The following is a 16,165-nucleotide window of genomic DNA, read 5'->3' on the forward strand; positions in this document are numbered from 1 at the left end:
ATTTTTGGAACCGGACTCTAAAAGCCCCGCTTCGCGCGGGGCTTTATTTTTTTACGGACGTTGCGGTCGTCCGGCCTTAAGCGTCCGCCGAATAAACCATTGCTGGCGCGGCGGCCTTGTCGATAAGCTTGCTCAGTCTCCGCTGACGGCATCCCGCGAGGCGCCCGAGATTCATGTCCGATATAGTGAAAGCCGAGCCAGATCCCGTCCCGGCGACAAGTTTGCCGGAGGTCGAGTTCGCATTGGTGCTGTCGCGAATCATCGAGTCCATGAAGGAAGACCCTGCCCAGTTGCGGCAGAACATCTACGAATTGGCCCGGCTGAAGCTGCGCCGGGATTTGTTGCGCGGCGATCCGCAAGAAGCGAAGCGTCTTGGGGAGGCCTTTGAAACGGCGATCGTCGGCGTTGAAGCATTTTCCCAGAAGCAGGATGCGCAGGCTCTTGCTTACGGTTCGAATTCCGAGATCGCGCCCCCAGCCGCGCACCGCGCGGCTATGCTGCGGCTCGATCATTCATCTCATTCCAATGTTCCTTTCAGCGATGTTGGTGTCGACCGCAGCGCGCAAGATTCTGCGGCGACGCGTCAGGCACCCCGACAACACCAGCGCCCTTCATCCGCCTGGCCCGCCATAAGGCTGGGGATCGGCGTCACGGTGCTGGTGCTGATTCTGTGCGGGGCGACGCTGCGGTATTTCGGAATCTGGACCGGAGTCGGCAGCCTGACGGTGAGAAAGGTTACGGCGCCGGCTTCCGCCTCAAAAGCCGCACCATCTGCCGCAGCAACCAATGCATCCGCGCCGCCGTCAGCGTTGACTACAGCGCCGGCGACAACCGCCCCGCCGCAGCCGGATTTTCCATTGCCAACCGTCTATGGGACTTACGCGATCAACAACGGCCAACTGTCTGAACTGGAGATGCTGCCCGGTCAGGTGCCGGACATACGAATCGCGATGTCCAGCGTCATCAGCACCCCAAGCCATACGATTGTCCCGGACGGCCTGCCGACCTTCATCGTCTTCCGACGCGATTTGGCCAACCTGGGGCAGGATCGGGTCGAGGCGCGCGTCGTCGCCCGGATCGCCCGGACCCTGAAGTTCGGTGCGGATAACAAGCCGTCCACCACCAGGGAGGACAACATCTGGGTCATTCGCAATGTCGCATATCAGTTCAGGCTCGCGCCCGTGGCCGGCCATCCTGAAATGATCGTTCTGCGTCCCGAAAGTCCGGACCCATTGCCGCCGGGACGTTATGTGCTGTCGCTGAAGCGGCAGCCCTACGACTTCACTGTCGCAGGGACAATCACTGACGCGCAGCACTGCCTTGAGCGGACGGAAGCGGCCAATGGGATTTTCTATTCGCCCTGCAAGACCCCATAGCGACCAGCGCTGCCGGACTTGGCGACTGCTCAGGTTGAATTGCAGATTTTAAGGGTAAGCCATTGAATTTGCTGGCGCTCCCTAGCGGAATCGAACCGCTCTCTCCACCGTGAAAGGGTGGCGTCCTAACCGATAGACGAAGGGAGCGAAAAGGCTGACAAGACGGCGGAAGGCAAGCCTGCCGCACCCGGTCGTTTCGCTACTGATCAGCAAATAACCGCACCAAATCAACATCTTGGTATGAGTCTGGCGGCGGACGCGACCAGAATCGGGCCGACGCGCCGCAACGTATAATGGCGTTTGACGGCAGCGGCAAGCACCCCGGCGGCTGTTCCCTCAGATCGTCGTGCGGCTTGAGAAAGATTGCGCTCATGAGGCACACTCCGGGCGAGACAGCACATCCACCGCTATTCGAACGGCAACTAGCCCCAGCCCGATTGCGCGCCGTCCGACCATGACACGCGCGCTAGCTGGAGCCGCACCCCGACACAACCGGAGCACCTGATGAAACTTGCTACCTTTCGAGTCAGTGGCCGCGACAAGATCGGCATCGTTCATGACAACGACGCCCGCGTGTTCGATCTCGCCGCCGCTGCCGCGCGCTCCGGTGCCGACAATCCCGCTTTTGCCTCGATGCTGGCGCTGATCGATGCCGGCGAGACTGCGCTCGATGCTGCTCGCAGCCTGTTCGATCGTCACAGTAAGGACAGCGATCTGTCAGTTCCGGTCGCCGGCACCGACATTCTGGCGCCCCTGCCCGAGCCTCGGCAGATGCGTGACGGCATGTCCTTCCCGCTGCACATCCTGCAAGCACCGCGCGGGCAGCGAAAGCTTGCAGCGCGCGCGAAGAACGACATGGAGGAACTGGCGCGTATCGAAGCTGAACCGCTCGGCGAACTTCCCGAGGTTTATCGCAAGCAGCCGATCTTCTACATCACCAACCGCTTTAGCGTCCGCGGCACCAACACCACGGTGAAGTGGCCGCGCTACAGCAAGGTGATGGATTACGAACTCGAGTTCGGCATCATCACCAAAAACAAGGGAGCCAATATCTCCGCATCGAAGGCGCGCGATCACATCTTCGGTTACACCATCTTCAACGATTTCTCCGCGCGAGACGCGCAGCGGGTCGAAATGGAAGGCCGCCTCGGCCCGGCCAAGGGCAAGAGCTTCGATGGCGGCAACGTGCTCGGCCCCTGGATCGTGACTCCCGACGAGATCGGAGATCCCTACAAGCTGAAGATGGAAGCGCGCATCAATGGCAAGATGCGCTCGCAGGGCACGACCGAAGGGATGCTGTTTCCGTTCGAGGAAATCATCGCGCACGTCACCAAGGACGAGACCTTGATGCCGGGCGAATTCATCGGCTCTGGCACGGTCGGCAACGGCTGCGGCCTCGAGCTTGGCTGGTATCTCGAACACGGCGACACCATTGAGCTGGAGGTCGAGAAGATCGGCATTCTCAGGAACAAGGTCGAACGGCAGGACGTGTAATCGTTCGCATGCGCCGCAGCAGGAGACCCCTCCGATGGTCCGCAGACTGATCGATATTTCCGTTCCTCTGCAGAACGATGTGCCTGCTGATCCGCCGGGTAACCACCCGACGATCCAGTACATCGATCATCAGCAGGGGCTGCCGCGGATGCTGCAGTTCTTCGACGGCCTCAAGAAGGAGGATCTTCCGGATGGTCAGGGCTGGGCGGTCGAGACCGTTCAGTTGTCGACGCATAACGGCACTCATCTCGACGCGCCGTATCATTTCCACCCGACAATGAATCGCGGCGAGCGATCATGGACCATCGACGAAGTGCCGCTGGATTGGTGTTTCCAGCCCGGTGTTAAACTCGACTTCCGTCACCTCCCGGACGGTTATGTCGCGACCGCCAAGGATGTCGAAAACGAACTGAAGCGGATCGGCCATACGCTGAAGCCGCTCGAAATCGTCGTGGTCAATACCAGTGGCGGCGCGAAATACGGCCAGCCGGACTATGTCAACTCGGGCTGCGGCATGGGTTACGAGGCGACGATGTATCTGCTCGAACGCGGCGTGCGGCTGACGGGCATCGACGGCTGGAGCTGGGATGCGCCGTTCGTCTTTACGGCGAAACGATATGCCGAAACCAAAGACGCAAGCCTGATCTGGGAGGGGCACAAGGCGGGGCGCCACATTGGTTACTGCCATATCGAAAAATTACACAATCTTGAACTGCTTCCCTCCACCGGTTTCACGGTGTCGTGTTTTCCGGTCAAGATCGAGCGCGCGTCTGCCGGCTGGACCCGAGCGGTTGCCATTATCGACGCCTGAGGTCGGTAAAATTTCCGCACGTCAGGCTTGATGAGAGCTAAGCTCGAATCCGGCCGGTCACGATTCCGCAGAATGGAGATTTCCATGACGACGCCCCAGGATATGGATCGCCTTCAAACCAGAATGAAAGAAGCCGTTCAGGCGCACTGGAAGGGATTTCTGATCGAGGGCATCGTCCTCGTCATTATCGGTCTGGCCGCCATCATCGTGCCACCGCTGGCCAGCATCGCGGTTGCGGTCTTTCTCGGCTGGATGTTCCTGATCAGCGGCGCGGTCGGCTTGTTCCTGACCTTTTCGGCACGGGAGGCTCCCGGCTTCTGGTGGGCCTTGTTGTCGGCTGTCGTTGCCATTGCCGCTGGCGTCGTCCTGCTCTGGCGACCGATGCAGGGGACCCTCACCCTGACGATCATCCTCGGGGCTTATTTCGTCGCCGAAGGTGTCGCGACCATCATGTATGCCATCGAGCACAGACGCGAACTGACCGGCCGCTGGGGCTGGCTGATGACCGCAGGTCTGGTGGATATTCTGATCGCAGGCATGATCATCACAGGCCTGCCCGGCTCCGCCGCGTGGGCTATCGGTCTGCTGGTCGGCATCAACCTGGTTTTCGGCGGCACGTCGCTGATCGGGATGGCACTGGCCGCGCGGAAGCCCTGAGCGCTCAGCAGCCTCTGCAGATGCTCTTGATCTTGCGGTTGAGTTCCCTGTCTTCCGCCGACTCCTGGAGGTTGTTCTCGGACGGGACCGCATCCCGTCTCGGCTGAGCATGGCCGACGGGCGCCGATCCAGTGACACGAGAATCCGGCGAGAGCGACGGAGGCACAGTCGGATTGGCAGGACCCGACGACGCCGGGCCGCTGCCGCGGGCACCTTGCGCGAGCGCCAACGAGCTGCCGGCGACAAACACGCTCAAAGTCAGAACGATCAGTTTTCGCATGTTACGTCTCCTGCGAAATTTTCCTTAAGAACGACCCGGTAATTCGATTGTTCCGCAATTCCTGCGGCCTTGCGCGGTACAATCCTGGGCCTTGCGAACATCGGCCATCGTCCCAAGCAACCAGATTCCCGCGGCCACCAACACGATAAAAAAGCCGAGCATCACAATATTCTCAAGACCGCGATTATCATCGTCCTCTGGCGGCTTGTTGTCACTCATCCAGAGTAGACCCTCGAGGCGGATATTTGTGAACATCGCCGCAATAATCAACGACACGGTATGTCGGCTGTTCTTCACGTTCGCGCGAAAGATATTCCGGGCCGATCGGCACCTTTCCCTTGCCGCCGGGAATGTCGAGAACATAGTCCGGCTGGCAGAGGCCAGACACCCGGCCGCGCAGCTCTCGCATCAGGGCCTGCCCCTCCTCGATCGTCGTCCGCAAATGCGCGGTCCCCGGCGCAAGGTCGCCATGATGAAGATAGTAAGGCTTGATCCGGCATTCCACAAAGCCGCGCATCAAGGCCGCCAGTGTCGCGGCGTCGTCATTCACACCGCGCAACAACACAGACTGGCTGACGAGCGGAATTCCCGCATCTGCCATACGTGCGATCGCCGCTTGTACAGTCTCACTGAGCTCGCGCGGATGGTTGGCATGGACCGCGACCCACGTCGTCGCATTCGCCGTTTGCAAGGCGTCGACGACCTCATCGGTGACCCGCGCGGGATCTGCGACCGGCACGCGGGTGTGGATGCGGATGACCTTGACGTGCGCGATTGCCGCCAAATCGGACATGATCTCGCGCAAGCGCCGCGCCGACAACATCAGCGGATCGCCGCCGGTCAGGATCACTTCCCAGATTTGCGGATGAGCACGGATATATTCGAGACCGTTGCGATAGGCTTCCGTGGACAAGGCCGTCTCTTTCCCCGGCCCCACCATCTCGCGCCGAAAGCAGAAGCGGCAATAGACAGCGCAGACGTGCACCAGCTTGAACAGCACGCGGTCCGGATACCGATGGACAATGCCTTCCACTGGCGAATGGGGATGGTCGCCGATCGGATCGGCGTTCTCACCCGGTTGGATAACGAGTTCTGCCGCGTCGGGAATGTATTGCCGCGAGATCGGATCGTTGGGATCGGAGGGGTCGATCAGCCCGGCGACCTCCGGCGTGACAGCGACGGCATAACGCGCGGCCACCCGTTCAAGATCGGCAAGCGTCTCGTGCGGCGCAAGGCCGTGAGCCACAAGCTCTTCAGGACGGCGAAGGACGGTGGAAACTTTCATGATGCTCCTGCAGGAGGCTGCCAGATCACCTGGTCGACACGTGTAGCACCGCTGGCCAGCATGACCAGCCGATCGAAACCGAGCGCCACGCCGCTGGCCGGCGGCATCTGTGAAACCGCTGCGAGAAAATCCTCGTCGAGCGGATAGCGTTCGCCGTAACGCCGCTGCTTTTCATCCATCGCGGCGCTGAATCGTCGCCGCTGCTCATTTGCGTCGATCAGTTCGCCGAAGCCGTTGGCGAGTTCGACCCCGCAGGCATAAATTTCGAACCGTTCTGCGACACGCGGATCAGACGATTTGACTCGCGCCAGTGCTGCTTCCGGTGAGGGATATTCATAAAGCACGGTCAGCCGCTCCTGCCCCAGGTGCGGCTCGACATGTTCGATTAGCACCTTGCTGAAGATGTCCGACCAGGTGTCATCGGGCGTGATACGAACAATGTCTGCCGCCGCGTGTGCCAACGCATCACGATCGGTGCTTTCTCCCACAATGGTGGCAAGCAGATCGACCTTGGCAAATCGCACAAAGGCATTAGCCACCGTGAGCATCTCCGGTTCGGCGAACGGGTCCGCCGTCTTGCCGCGAAACGAAAACGATCCGGTGCCGGTGGTTTGCGCCGCATGCGCGATGACGGTGATGCAATCAGCCATCACCGCCTCATAAGTTTCGTTGGCGCGGTACCACTCCAGCATCGTGAACTCGGTCAGATGCAATGCGCCGCCCTCGCGATCGCGGAACACGCGAGCAAACTCCACGATCTTGTTCTCACCTGCCGCCAGCAGCTTCTTGCAGGCGAATTCCGGAGATGTCCGCAGGTAGCGTCGCGATGTCTCGCCTGCCGCTGACAGCAGGTCCGTCGCCGGCGCATGGAGATGGGTCTCGTTGCCCGGTGAAACCTGCAAAACGCCGGTTTCGACCTCGGTGAACCCCTCGGCCTCGAACCACGCCCGGGTGGCCCGGGTAATGGCCGTCCGCGCCTGCAGGAACGGTTTGCGATCCTGATAACGCTGCGGAATCCACCATGGCGAGGGCACATCCACCGGCTTCATGGCCCAAAAGCCCGGTTTTGGCGCAAAATGCTGGCATATACGCGATAAATCAGTATGTTGCGGCCCGAAACTACCCGGCCGGCCCCAGCACCGAATCCATTCGGCGCCCGGCTTCGAACATCAGGGAATTTATCTGTGAGAGTCATCGCCAGTTCGATCCGCAAGGGCAACATCATTGAGCAGGACGGCAAGCTATATGTCGTCTTGACCGCGGAGAACATCCACCCCGGCAAGGGAACCCCGGTCAGCCAGATCGAAATGCGCCGAATCAGCGACGGTGTGAAGATCTCCGAACGCTACAAGACCACCGATCAGGTCGAGCGCGCCTTCGTCGAAGATCGCGACTTCAACTACCTCTACGAAGACAGCGATGGCTTCCATTTCATGAACAACGAGAACTACGACCAGCTTCTCGTCCCCAAGGACGTTGTCGGCAGTGCCGCGCCGTATCTGCAGGAGAACATGACCGTCAAGCTTTCGATCCACGAAAACATTGCGGTCTCCATCACCCTGCCCCAGCGCGCCACACTCGAAGTCGTCGAAACCGAGCCCGTCACCAAGGGCCAGACCGCATCGTCGTCCTACAAGCCGGCAATGCTGTCCAACGGCGTGCGAACGGCGGTGCCACCTCATATCGGTACCGGAACGCGTATTGTCGTGCTGACCGAGGACGGCTCGTACGTCGAACGTGCCAAGGACTAATAGCTGACGGAGTTGATTTGACGCGGGGGCGCGCTGCAGATCGGGGAAACAGGGCATCCAGCCACATTGCCGGATGCCTCCTCGGTGCCATGGCAGCGACGCTTTCACCCGGAAGCCTCCGCGACAGCCGCGCCGACGAATTCAGAACGCCGCCGATCTCCGTCGTACAGCCGGATTGGCGGGCCGCCGTCAATCAGCTCAGGGCTGAAACTGCCAGGCTCGCGGCAAGCGCGGAGCGCTTCACGTTTATGGCCGGTCGCCGATTTCGGCGGCCGGACCAGCAGCCCTCACCGGCGTGGCGGCAACTTAACGCAATCACCTCTGATATCTTCCCTGGTATCAATCGCAGCCCGGTGCCGGTGCTGCTTCCGTTCGATACCGCGAAATTCGTGACGGAGCGTACTGCTGCCACGCCGCCAAATTCGTCGCTGACGAACTATCAAGCCGGGTTTCAGCCCGCCAGCATGTTTGATGCCGGCCCTGCGGGCTATGATGCTGTGTTCACACTGCAGCCCGGCGATGGAGAGAGCTTGCCGCGCCGCGTCTATGCGAAACCGGTTCAAGTCCAGATCACCGGCTCGCTCCTGCTCTACGACATTGATGATCCGCGGGGCGGCCAGGGTGCGCCGGTCAAATCACTGGCGTCGCAGTACCCCGATCTACGCCGCGTCATCCGTGAAGGCTTCGTCCGCTACGCGTTCACGCGCTTCGGCGTTCCTTATGTTGTTTTCATTCATTGCCTCGATAGCGCCCCGCGCAAGAAGCGGCTGGCCTGCCGCGAAGCCTCGGCGGTCGCAGAGCATTTCCTGCAAGCCCTGCGCGTGACTGGCGGGATGCCTGCTGCATCGCGCCCCAACATTGTATCGGAACGCGCCGAAAGGCCGATCGCGGCGTCGCCGGATTTCACCTACCGGCGCTCCGGCGAAATCATCGCCAACAGCGGCTACAAGAGTCAGCCCGGTCATCGCGACAATACAGTGTACGCGCAGATCCGCTTTCCACTGGCTGATGCACCAGCCTATGCGAACTCGCAATCGTTCATGAACTGGGGCGATTGCTATCACACCGGGCGGGCGGGATGGCGACCGGTAAAAGGCGATCACTATCGTTGCAAGCGCAACGACAAGCCGCTGGTGTTCGATGAATCCGCCAAGGAAAACTATAGCTACCCTTGGCAGGATAATTTCTGCGAAACCCGCGATTTCGAAGTCGGACAATGCGCCAACGGTTACGGTCATCAGGGTCAGGACATTCGTCCACCCTCCTGTTCAATGAAAAATGACGGTGCCGACCGCTGTCTGCCCGGCCTTTTCGCAGCCGTCGCGGTGCGTGACGGCACCATCATCCGCGGAGCGAAGCAGCAGGCGGTGCACCTCGTCATCAACACCCGCAACGAGCACATCCGATTTCGCTACATGCACATGAACCCGGTGCATCTCGATGCCGATCATGTCTTGCACGGACGTCGCGTAGCCGAGGGTGAGAAAATCGGCATGGTGGCGAATTTCCAGGATTATGTCGGCGGGACCACAAGCCATCTGCATTTCGACGTTCAGGTGTTCACGCGCGACGGCTGGCTGTGGGTCAATCCTTACGTCACACTGATCTCGGCTTATGAGCGTTTGATCGGAGGCCATGGCCGCGAATATACGCCGCCCTCGCCTGACAAGCCTGCCATCGCGCATGCGGAACCGGCCGAATCCAAAGCGGCAGACGCCGTCAGCCGTTAAGTGACCGCGGCCTGCGGCGGATTGGGCTTTGCGGGAACCACGTTGCCGCCGCTAGACTGTTCTCATGAGCAAACCCGATTCCCGTCTTTTTCCGACTTCGGTGACGCGCCGCGATATTCTGATTGGCGCGGCGAGCGCGAGTGCATTGGTTTTGACAGTGGAAGCTGCGGCCGCGGCGCCGGAAGGCTTCGATCAATGGCGCGATGCCTTCCGTGCACGCGCCCGCGCCAAGGGCGTATCCGACGCCACCTACACCCGCGTGATGGGCCGCATCGAGCCCGACATGAGCGTGTTCGCAAAAATGAAGAAGCAGCCAGAGTTTCATGAGCAACTCTGGCAATACATCAACCGCCGTGTCTCCGACTGGCGTATGGAAGCGGGCAAGGTCGCGCTGCAAAAATACGGCGCGCTGTTCTCGCGGATCGAAAAGGATTTCGGCGTCGAACGCGGCACTCTGCTCGCACTGTGGGGCGTCGAAACCGCGTTCGGCGATCCGTTGGTCCAGAAGAACCATATGCGCCCGGTCTTCCCCTCGCTTGCTGCCCTGGCGTGGCGCGAGCCGCGCCGACGATCTTACTGGGAAACCGAACTGATCAACGCGTTGCGCATTGTCGACAAAGGCTGGAGCACTCCGGACGAAATGCGCGGGTCGTGGGCCGGCGCCATGGGGCACACTCAATGGATGCCGGAAGTCTGGCTCAATGTCGGGTTCGACTATGATGGCGACGGACGCGTGTCACCATTCGGTAGTCCCGCAGACGCGCTCGGGTCGAGTGCGCGCTATCTCGTCAATCGCGGAAAATATCGCCGCAATGAACATTGGGGTTACGAGGTGCGCAGCAGCAGCGGAGCGGGCGGCAAACGTTCTTATACCGACTGGGCGGCCTCCGGGGTCACCCGCGCCGACGGCAAATCGTTTCCACGGCCTAGCGACATGGCGCAGTTGTGGACGCCGGTGCAAGGCGGTCCGTCATTCCTGCTGGGGCAAAATTTCTACGCGGTGAAAAGCTACAATCCGTCGATGAACTACGCGCTGGCGATCGTTCATCTCGGCGACCGTATCCTCGGCGACGGGCCGTTCATCCACCCGTTCCCCGGCTCGGAACGCGCGCTGACGTTGGCCGAAGTGCAGGAAATGCAAACGCGGCTGACTAAGGCCGGGTTCGATACCGGCGGCACCGACGGCCGCGTCGGCAACGATACCATGAAGGCTGTGAAGGATTTCCAGATCAAGGCCGGATTATCGCCGGCAGACGGCTATGGCGGCCTCAAGGTGCTCGCACGCCTGCGGCAGGGCACTTAGCCGCTACCGGATAAGCGTTGGTTCGGGATTCGGCACCGCCACATCGGTGACGCGCAACTGCACGCGCTCCGCACCTTGCCAGCGATCGACCGTCAGCGATCCGGCAACATGCAGCGGCTGGCCGCGATTTTCGAGCAGTGCGTTACCGAGCTTCTGGCCGACCGAGCGAAACGCGATGCCATTGACCATAGCCCCGTCGCCGGATTTGAACCGGACACGCAGATGCGCCTGTCCCACTTCGTCGGCATAGACCAGTTGATGCGACGGCAGCGCGATCAGCGGCTCCGGATTGGCGCTACCAAAGGGCCCGGCCCGGTTAAGCGTATTGACCAGATCGGTCGTCACCGCGCGCGCACTGACCGCGCCGTCGATGAACAGCTCGTTGACGTGACGCGCCTCCGCCACATCGGCCGCCAGCGCGGCCTCGATATAAGCGCGAAATTCGGCGAGGCGTTCCTTCTTCAGCGTCACGCCCGCTGCCATCGCATGGCCGCCGCCTTTCATCAGCACGCCGTCCTGCACCGCCTGCCGCACAGCCTTGCCAAGGTCGACGCCCGTGATGGAGCGACCCGAGCCGGTGCCGAGACCACCCGGCTCCAGCGCAATGGCAAAGGCTGGTCGGCCGAATTTTTCCTTGAGCCGCGAGGCGACCAGCCCGACGACGCCAGGATGCCAGCCTTCGGACGCAGTCACGATGACCGCACCCTTGTCTTCGAGGCCGAGTGAGGCCATCGCCTCGGCCTCGGCCTGCGCCTCCGCCATCTGCTCGATGACGCGGCGTTCGGTGTTGAGGCGGTCGAGCTCCGCAGCGATGCGGGCGGCTTCCGAAATGTCGCCCTCCAGAAGCAGCCGGACGCCGAGGTCGGCACGGCCGATACGCCCGCCGGCATTAATACGCGGCCCGAGCATGAAGCCAAGATGCCAGGCTTCCGGCGGGCCGTTCAGGCGCGCGATATCCATCAGCGCGGTATGGCCAATATGATCTCGGCGCCGCATCGCGATCAGGCCCTTGGCGACAAAAGCGCGATTAAGCCCGAGCAGCGGTGCCACGTCCGCGACAGTGCCAAGAGCGACATGATGCAGCACGCCGAGCAGGTCCGGCTCCGGCATCTCCGCAGCCCAGAAATTGCGCTTGCGGAGTTCGCGGTTGACGGCCACCAGCGTGACGAACACCAGTCCAACTGCAGCGAGATGTCCGAGTCCCGAGAGATCGTCCGGCCGGTTCGGATTGACCAGTGCATCGACCACGGGAAGTTCATCGCCGCACTGGTGATGGTCGATCACCACCACATCCATCCCAAGCCGCTTGGCTTCCGCAAGGGGCTCGAGGCTGGTGGTGCCGCAATCGACCGTGATCAGGAGTTTTGCGCCCTTGTCGGCAAGGCTACGGATCGCTTCAACATTCGGGCCGTAACCCTCGAAGATGCGATCCGGAATGTGGATCAATGGATCGAGCCCACAATGGCGTAAGTGCCAGGTCAGCAAAGCTGCGGAAGTTGCGCCGTCGACGTCATAATCGCCGAAAATTGCCACCTTCTCTCGGCGCGCGACGGCATCTGAAATGCGGCTTGCCGCCGCTTCCATCTGCGTCACCGTGAAGGGATCCGGCATCAGCTTGCGAATGGTCGGATCGAGAAAATCATCGACCGCATTAATGTCGATGCCCCGCCCCGCGATCACCCGCGCCAGCATTTCGGGAAGGTCGTGGCGTTGCGCAATCGCAAGCGCCCGCGCCGCACCGCGTGCATCAAGCCGGTCGCGCCACAGCTTGCCTGTCGCGGAATAGGCGACGCCCAGAAAGGCCTGAGGCGCTTCAATGGGCAATGCGGATACAGGGGGCGTCATGAGCAAATCCGCAAATAATGACGGTGTTATGCAATTCAAGAACAGGTACCGGCCGACGATCTAGCAGCCGAACTGCGCCGCCAGGTCGTTCAGGTCCTTCGCTACGTAATCCCATTTTCCTTCCGGACCAAAATCCCGTTTCTGAAGCGGGCCATATTCGGTCGGGCGCGGAATGAAAGCTGTCTTTAGCCCGAACGACTGGGCGGCCGCGAGGTCGTTGTTGTGGGCTGCAACCAGCATCACCTCATGCGGCTGATGGCCAAGGATGCGGGCGGCGCCGAGATAGGCTTCGCGATCCGGCTTATAGTGGCCGAACACCTCGGCACTCAACACCAGATCCCACGGCAGGCCCGCGCGCTTGGCCATGTTCGCCAGCAGCGCCACATTGCCGTTCGACAGCGGGCTGATCATGAATTTTGTCTTGAGCCGAGTCAGGCCGGAGACACTATCCGGCCACGGGTCGAGGCGATGCCAGCCGCTGGTGAGATAATCGAAATCTGCGGGCGTCAGGCCGGTGATGCCAAGCTTTGCGGCCAACGGCTCCACGGATTGCCGCTGGAGCGTATCCAGAATGACAAAACCGTTTTCGGGATGCTTGCGCACCTCGTCCATCGACGGCATGTATGCGCCGCGCCAGGCATCGACCAACGGCACCCAGTCAACATCGATGCCTTTGGCTTTTCCCCAGGCTGTGAAGTCGGCGATCAGGCTGCTGCGCCAGTCGACGACGGTCCCGAATACATCGAACAGCAATGCCTTGACCCCGGGAGCCATCGCGTGTCCTCAGAAAATTTTGCGATATTGCATGAAGCCCGAATTGTCCGCGACCTGGTCGTAGAGAATCCGCGCCTGCGCGTTAGTGGTCTGGGTCAGCCAATGGACCCGGCTTGCGCCGGCTTTCTTGGCGTTCTCGTATACCGCCTCGATCAGCGCGCGGCCGACGCCATGACCGCGTCCGCTCTCGGAGACGAATAGATCCTGCAGGTAGCAATAACTTCCGGGCGTCCACGTCGAGCGATGGAAAAGATACTGAACGATGCCCGTGAGCTTGCCGTCGACATACGCCCCGAGCAGAAACATCGGCTCGTCGGGATCGTGAAAACGCTTCCACGCCGCGTCGGTATTCTCAGGCGGAAGCGTTGCCTTGTAGAACGTGAGGTAGTCCTGCCAGAGCGGCTCCCATGCCGCGCGTTCATCCTCGCCAACCGGACGGATCAATACACGCTCGGACATCGGGACCTCGCTCAATCGAGGTGGAATTTCTCGAACTGACGATGCTCACCCTTGATGATGCGCACCGTGCCGGTGACTGATCGCATCACGACGGTTTCGGTCTCGATCACGTTCTTGCGGAACTTGACGCCCGACAGCAGCGATCCGTCGGTGACGCCGGTTGCGGCGAACAGGCAGTCGCCCTTCGCCATGTCTTCAATGCCATAGATCATGGCGGGATCGGTGACGCCCATCTTGGCGGCGCGCTCGCGCTTCTCATTGGTGTCGAGGATCAGGCGGCATTGCATCTGCCCGCCGATGCAGCGCAAGGCAGCCGCAGCGAGCACGCCTTCCGGCGCGCCACCCGTCCCGATGTAGATATCGACACCGGTGTTTTCCGGGTCGGCCGTATGGATCACGCCGGCAACGTCGCCATCCGTGATCAGCCGGACCGCAGCGCCAGTGGCGCGGATCGCGTTGATGATGTCGGCATGACGCGGGCGATCGAGCACAAGCGCCGTGATCGCAGATGGATGCACATCCTTGGCGCGCGCCAGACGGCGGATGTTTTCACCGGGAGGTGCATCGAGATCGACGACGTGCTTCGGATAGCCGGGGCCCACTGCGATTTTCTGCATATAGACGTCGGGTGCGTTCAGCAGCGTGCCACCTTCGGCCATCGCCATGGTCGCGATCGCGCCCGGCATGTTCTTAGCGCACAGCGTCGTGCCTTCGAGCGGGTCAACCGCGATGTCCACATCCGGACCGCCTTCCGCACCGACCTTCTCGCCGATAAACAGCATCGGCGCTTCGTCGCGTTCGCCCTCGCCGATCACGACGGTGCCCTTGATCGGAATTTTGTTGAGCTCGCGACGCATGGCGTCCACCGCCGCCTGGTCCGCGGCCTTTTCGTTACCATGGCCGCGCAGACGGGCTGCCGACACTGCAGCGCGCTCCGTCACACGGACGATTTCCAGCGTCAGAATGCGCTCCAGCAATAACTGCGGCGGAACGGAAATCGTTACGGTCATTGGCTTAACTCCTTAAACGTCGCGATAGGTCTGACCAGCTCGGGCAAACCCTATCAGTTCTTTTCAATACGTATCACTTGCGGTCGACCGGTTATCACCCGGTCTTGCTGGACCGCGTGCAAGGCGCGGCGCACGGCGTCTTCTGTCGTGGCGTAGGTGATCAGGATGACCGGCACCGGAGACGACTTCTTGCCGGCTCCTACACCATCGATCATGCCATCCGGATGACGCTGGACGATCGATTCAATCGAAATCTTCTGTTCGGCCAGCCGTGTTGCGATGGTCGCCGCGGTTCCTGCGAGGTCGCGTGCCATCAGGCGGATATAGTAACCACCCTCATGGCGCCGCATCGGCGCCTTTGAGGTGATTTTGAGCCGATTCACCGGTCGGCCGAACGGCAGCGCCCGTATCCCTCGCGCCACATCGGCGATATCGGCAACCACGGCCGATGCCGTCGCGGCACCGCCGGCACCCGGCCCGACCAGGGTGATCGCTGGAATGCCGTCGCCATCGATTGTGACGGCGTTGGTGACATCCATCACCTGCGCGATCGACGACGACTTCGGCACCATGGTCGGATGAACGCGCTGCTCGATGCCGGTTTCAGTCCGGACCGCGACGCCCAGAAGCTTGACGCGATAGCCAAGGTCCTCGGCTGCCCGCAGATCCTCAGGCGCGATAGATGAAATGCCCTCGACGTAAACGGCGCTCTGGTTGACCTTGGTGCCGAATGCGAGACTGGCGAGAATGGCGAGCTTCTGCGCGGTGTCATGGCCATCAACGTCGAACGATGGATTGGCCTCGGCGTAACCGAGCCGCTGTGCATCTTTCAGGCAGGCTGCGAACGACAACCCGTCCTTCTCCATCCGCGTCAGGATGTAGTTACAGGTGCCGTTGAGAATGCCGTAGACCCGATGGATATCGGTGCCCGCCAGCCCTTCGCGTAGCGTTTTGATAACCGGGATGGCGGCACCGACGGCAGCCTCGTAGTTCAATGCGCCGCCGTGTTTCTCAGCCAGCGCAGCAAGCCGCGAGCCGTGTTTGGCAACCAGCGCCTTGTTGGCGGTGACCACCGATTTGCCGTTCTTCAAGGCAGCTTCGATAGCGGACAATGCGGGCTCTCCCGAGCCACCCATCAGTTCGACGAAGCAATCGATCCGCGGATCGTTGGCCAGCGCCAGCGCATTCTTCGCCCAGTCGATGCCGCGAAGATCGAGCTTGCGCTTTTTCACCCTGGAGCGAGCCGATACCGCAACCACGCGCACGCCACGACCGCAGCGCGCGGACAGCACTCTCTTTTGCCGTTCGAGAAGATTGACAACCTCGGCACCCACGGTGCCGAGCCCCGCAATCCCCACCTTGAGCGGAGCAACCATTTCGTTTCAGACCT

At 61.4% G+C, this 16,165-nt stretch carries 16 protein-coding genes and 1 tRNA gene; 7 read left to right on the forward strand and 10 right to left on the reverse strand.

Annotation, left to right across the window (positions count from 1 at the left end):
• The first annotated feature begins 311 nt into the window (after window positions 1-311).
• Window positions 312-1,376, forward strand: coding sequence for a hypothetical protein (locus ASC80_RS07520; protein WP_210168406.1), 1,065 nt, complete (start codon window positions 312-314; stop codon window positions 1,374-1,376).
• Between the two features lie 72 nt (window positions 1,377-1,448).
• Here the strand turns inward: ASC80_RS07520 and ASC80_RS07525 are convergent.
• Window positions 1,449-1,523, reverse strand: a tRNA-Glu gene (locus tag ASC80_RS07525).
• 357 nt (window positions 1,524-1,880) lie between these two features.
• Here ASC80_RS07525 and ASC80_RS07530 point away from each other — a divergent pair.
• The 3 genes from ASC80_RS07530 to ASC80_RS07540 all read left to right on the forward strand — a co-directional run bounded on the left by ASC80_RS07530 (window position 1,881) and on the right by ASC80_RS07540 (window position 4,338).
• A complete protein-coding gene (locus ASC80_RS07530) occupies window positions 1,881-2,870 on the forward strand; it encodes a fumarylacetoacetate hydrolase family protein (RefSeq protein WP_056294566.1) in 990 nt (329 codons plus the stop codon).
• A gap of 34 nt (window positions 2,871-2,904) precedes the next feature.
• The gene (locus ASC80_RS07535; RefSeq protein ID WP_056294569.1) at window positions 2,905-3,681 is read left to right on the forward strand and encodes a cyclase family protein; all 777 of its coding nucleotides are present in this window, start codon (window positions 2,905-2,907) and stop codon (window positions 3,679-3,681) included.
• Window positions 3,682-3,765: 84 nt separating this feature from the next.
• The gene (locus tag ASC80_RS07540; RefSeq protein ID WP_056295759.1) at window positions 3,766-4,338 is read left to right on the forward strand and encodes an HdeD family acid-resistance protein; all 573 of its coding nucleotides are present in this window, start codon (window positions 3,766-3,768) and stop codon (window positions 4,336-4,338) included.
• 4 nt (window positions 4,339-4,342) lie between these two features.
• Here ASC80_RS07540 and ASC80_RS07545 read toward each other — a convergent pair whose 3' ends face one another.
• The 4 genes from ASC80_RS07545 to epmA are packed head-to-tail and all read right to left on the reverse strand — an operon-like array spanning window position 4,343 to window position 6,952.
• A complete protein-coding gene (locus ASC80_RS07545) occupies window positions 4,343-4,618 on the reverse strand; it encodes a hypothetical protein (protein ID WP_056294572.1) in 276 nt (91 codons plus the stop codon).
• Between the two features lie 24 nt (window positions 4,619-4,642).
• Window positions 4,643-4,837 carry a hypothetical protein gene (locus ASC80_RS07550; RefSeq protein ID WP_056294575.1) on the reverse strand — a complete coding sequence of 65 codons (195 nt, stop codon included), beginning with the start codon at window positions 4,835-4,837 and terminating at the stop codon, window positions 4,643-4,645.
• Window positions 4,830-5,903, reverse strand: coding sequence for a lysine-2,3-aminomutase-like protein (locus ASC80_RS07555; RefSeq protein WP_056294577.1), 1,074 nt, complete (start codon window positions 5,901-5,903; stop codon window positions 4,830-4,832). Before ASC80_RS07555 ends, ASC80_RS07550 begins: the two co-directional genes overlap by 8 nt.
• A complete protein-coding gene (gene epmA, locus ASC80_RS07560) occupies window positions 5,900-6,952 on the reverse strand; it encodes an EF-P lysine aminoacylase EpmA (RefSeq protein ID WP_056294581.1) in 1,053 nt (350 codons plus the stop codon). Before epmA ends, ASC80_RS07555 begins: the two co-directional genes overlap by 4 nt.
• Before the next feature lie 135 nt (window positions 6,953-7,087).
• Between epmA and efp the strand changes: the two genes are divergently transcribed.
• The 3 genes from efp (at window position 7,088) to ASC80_RS07575 (ending at window position 10,687) form a co-directional block, all read left to right on the forward strand.
• Window positions 7,088-7,654, forward strand: coding sequence for an elongation factor P (efp, locus tag ASC80_RS07565; RefSeq protein ID WP_056294584.1), 567 nt, complete (start codon window positions 7,088-7,090; stop codon window positions 7,652-7,654).
• Window positions 7,655-7,743: 89 nt separating this feature from the next.
• The gene (locus tag ASC80_RS07570) at window positions 7,744-9,384 is read left to right on the forward strand and encodes a M23 family metallopeptidase (RefSeq protein ID WP_056294586.1); all 1,641 of its coding nucleotides are present in this window, start codon (window positions 7,744-7,746) and stop codon (window positions 9,382-9,384) included.
• 64 nt (window positions 9,385-9,448) lie between these two features.
• The gene (locus tag ASC80_RS07575) at window positions 9,449-10,687 is read left to right on the forward strand and encodes a lytic murein transglycosylase (protein ID WP_056294588.1); all 1,239 of its coding nucleotides are present in this window, start codon (window positions 9,449-9,451) and stop codon (window positions 10,685-10,687) included.
• Between the two features lie 3 nt (window positions 10,688-10,690).
• On the opposite strand, the gene recJ is transcribed toward ASC80_RS07575, so the two are convergent.
• From recJ to ASC80_RS07600, 5 genes are read right to left on the reverse strand one after another with little or no spacing between them, the layout of a single operon-like run.
• The gene (recJ, locus tag ASC80_RS07580) at window positions 10,691-12,532 is read right to left on the reverse strand and encodes a single-stranded-DNA-specific exonuclease RecJ (protein WP_056294593.1); all 1,842 of its coding nucleotides are present in this window, start codon (window positions 12,530-12,532) and stop codon (window positions 10,691-10,693) included.
• Window positions 12,533-12,592: 60 nt separating this feature from the next.
• Window positions 12,593-13,306: a haloacid dehalogenase type II gene (locus ASC80_RS07585; RefSeq protein ID WP_056294596.1), complete on the reverse strand. Its 714-nt coding sequence runs from the start codon at window positions 13,304-13,306 to the stop codon at window positions 12,593-12,595.
• 9 nt (window positions 13,307-13,315) lie between these two features.
• A complete protein-coding gene (locus ASC80_RS07590; RefSeq protein ID WP_056294599.1) occupies window positions 13,316-13,765 on the reverse strand; it encodes a GNAT family N-acetyltransferase in 450 nt (149 codons plus the stop codon).
• Between the two features lie 11 nt (window positions 13,766-13,776).
• Window positions 13,777-14,775 (reverse strand): class II fructose-bisphosphatase, encoded by a 999-nt coding sequence (glpX, locus tag ASC80_RS07595; protein ID WP_056294602.1) that lies wholly within the window; start codon window positions 14,773-14,775, stop codon window positions 13,777-13,779.
• A 53-nt stretch (window positions 14,776-14,828) separates the two neighbouring features.
• On the reverse strand, window positions 14,829-16,151 hold the full coding sequence (locus ASC80_RS07600) for a homoserine dehydrogenase (RefSeq protein WP_056294604.1): 1,323 nt from the start codon (window positions 16,149-16,151) through the stop codon (window positions 14,829-14,831).
• Between the last annotated feature and the right edge of the window lie 14 nt (window positions 16,152-16,165).

The organism is Afipia sp. Root123D2 (assembly GCF_001425835.1).
Taxonomy (GTDB): Bacteria; Pseudomonadota; Alphaproteobacteria; order Rhizobiales; family Xanthobacteraceae; genus Afipia.

Excerpts from the sequence above, each read along its gene's own strand:
- ASC80_RS07530 (WP_056294566.1), top strand. The coding sequence starts at position 1,881 with ATGAAACTTGCTACCTTTCGAGTCAGTGGCCGCGACAAGATCGGCATC.
- ASC80_RS07535 (WP_056294569.1), top strand. The coding sequence starts at position 2,905 with ATGGTCCGCAGACTGATCGATATTTCCGTTCCTCTGCAGAACGATGTG.
- ASC80_RS07540 (WP_056295759.1), top strand. The coding sequence starts at position 3,766 with ATGACGACGCCCCAGGATATGGATCGCCTTCAAACCAGAATGAAAGAA.
- ASC80_RS07545 (WP_056294572.1), bottom strand. The coding sequence starts at position 4,618 with ATGCGAAAACTGATCGTTCTGACTTTGAGCGTGTTTGTCGCCGGCAGC.
- ASC80_RS07550 (WP_056294575.1), bottom strand. The coding sequence starts at position 4,837 with ATGAGTGACAACAAGCCGCCAGAGGACGATGATAATCGCGGTCTTGAG.
- ASC80_RS07555 (WP_056294577.1), bottom strand. The coding sequence starts at position 5,903 with ATGAAAGTTTCCACCGTCCTTCGCCGTCCTGAAGAGCTTGTGGCTCAC.
- epmA (WP_056294581.1), bottom strand. The coding sequence starts at position 6,952 with ATGAAGCCGGTGGATGTGCCCTCGCCATGGTGGATTCCGCAGCGTTAT.
- ASC80_RS07570 (WP_056294586.1), top strand. The coding sequence starts at position 7,744 with ATGGCAGCGACGCTTTCACCCGGAAGCCTCCGCGACAGCCGCGCCGAC.
- ASC80_RS07575 (WP_056294588.1), top strand. The coding sequence starts at position 9,449 with ATGAGCAAACCCGATTCCCGTCTTTTTCCGACTTCGGTGACGCGCCGC.
- recJ (WP_056294593.1), bottom strand. The coding sequence starts at position 12,532 with ATGACGCCCCCTGTATCCGCATTGCCCATTGAAGCGCCTCAGGCCTTT.
- ASC80_RS07585 (WP_056294596.1), bottom strand. The coding sequence starts at position 13,306 with ATGGCTCCCGGGGTCAAGGCATTGCTGTTCGATGTATTCGGGACCGTC.
- ASC80_RS07590 (WP_056294599.1), bottom strand. The coding sequence starts at position 13,765 with ATGTCCGAGCGTGTATTGATCCGTCCGGTTGGCGAGGATGAACGCGCG.
- glpX (WP_056294602.1), bottom strand. The coding sequence starts at position 14,775 with ATGACCGTAACGATTTCCGTTCCGCCGCAGTTATTGCTGGAGCGCATT.
- ASC80_RS07600 (WP_056294604.1), bottom strand. The coding sequence starts at position 16,151 with ATGGTTGCTCCGCTCAAGGTGGGGATTGCGGGGCTCGGCACCGTGGGT.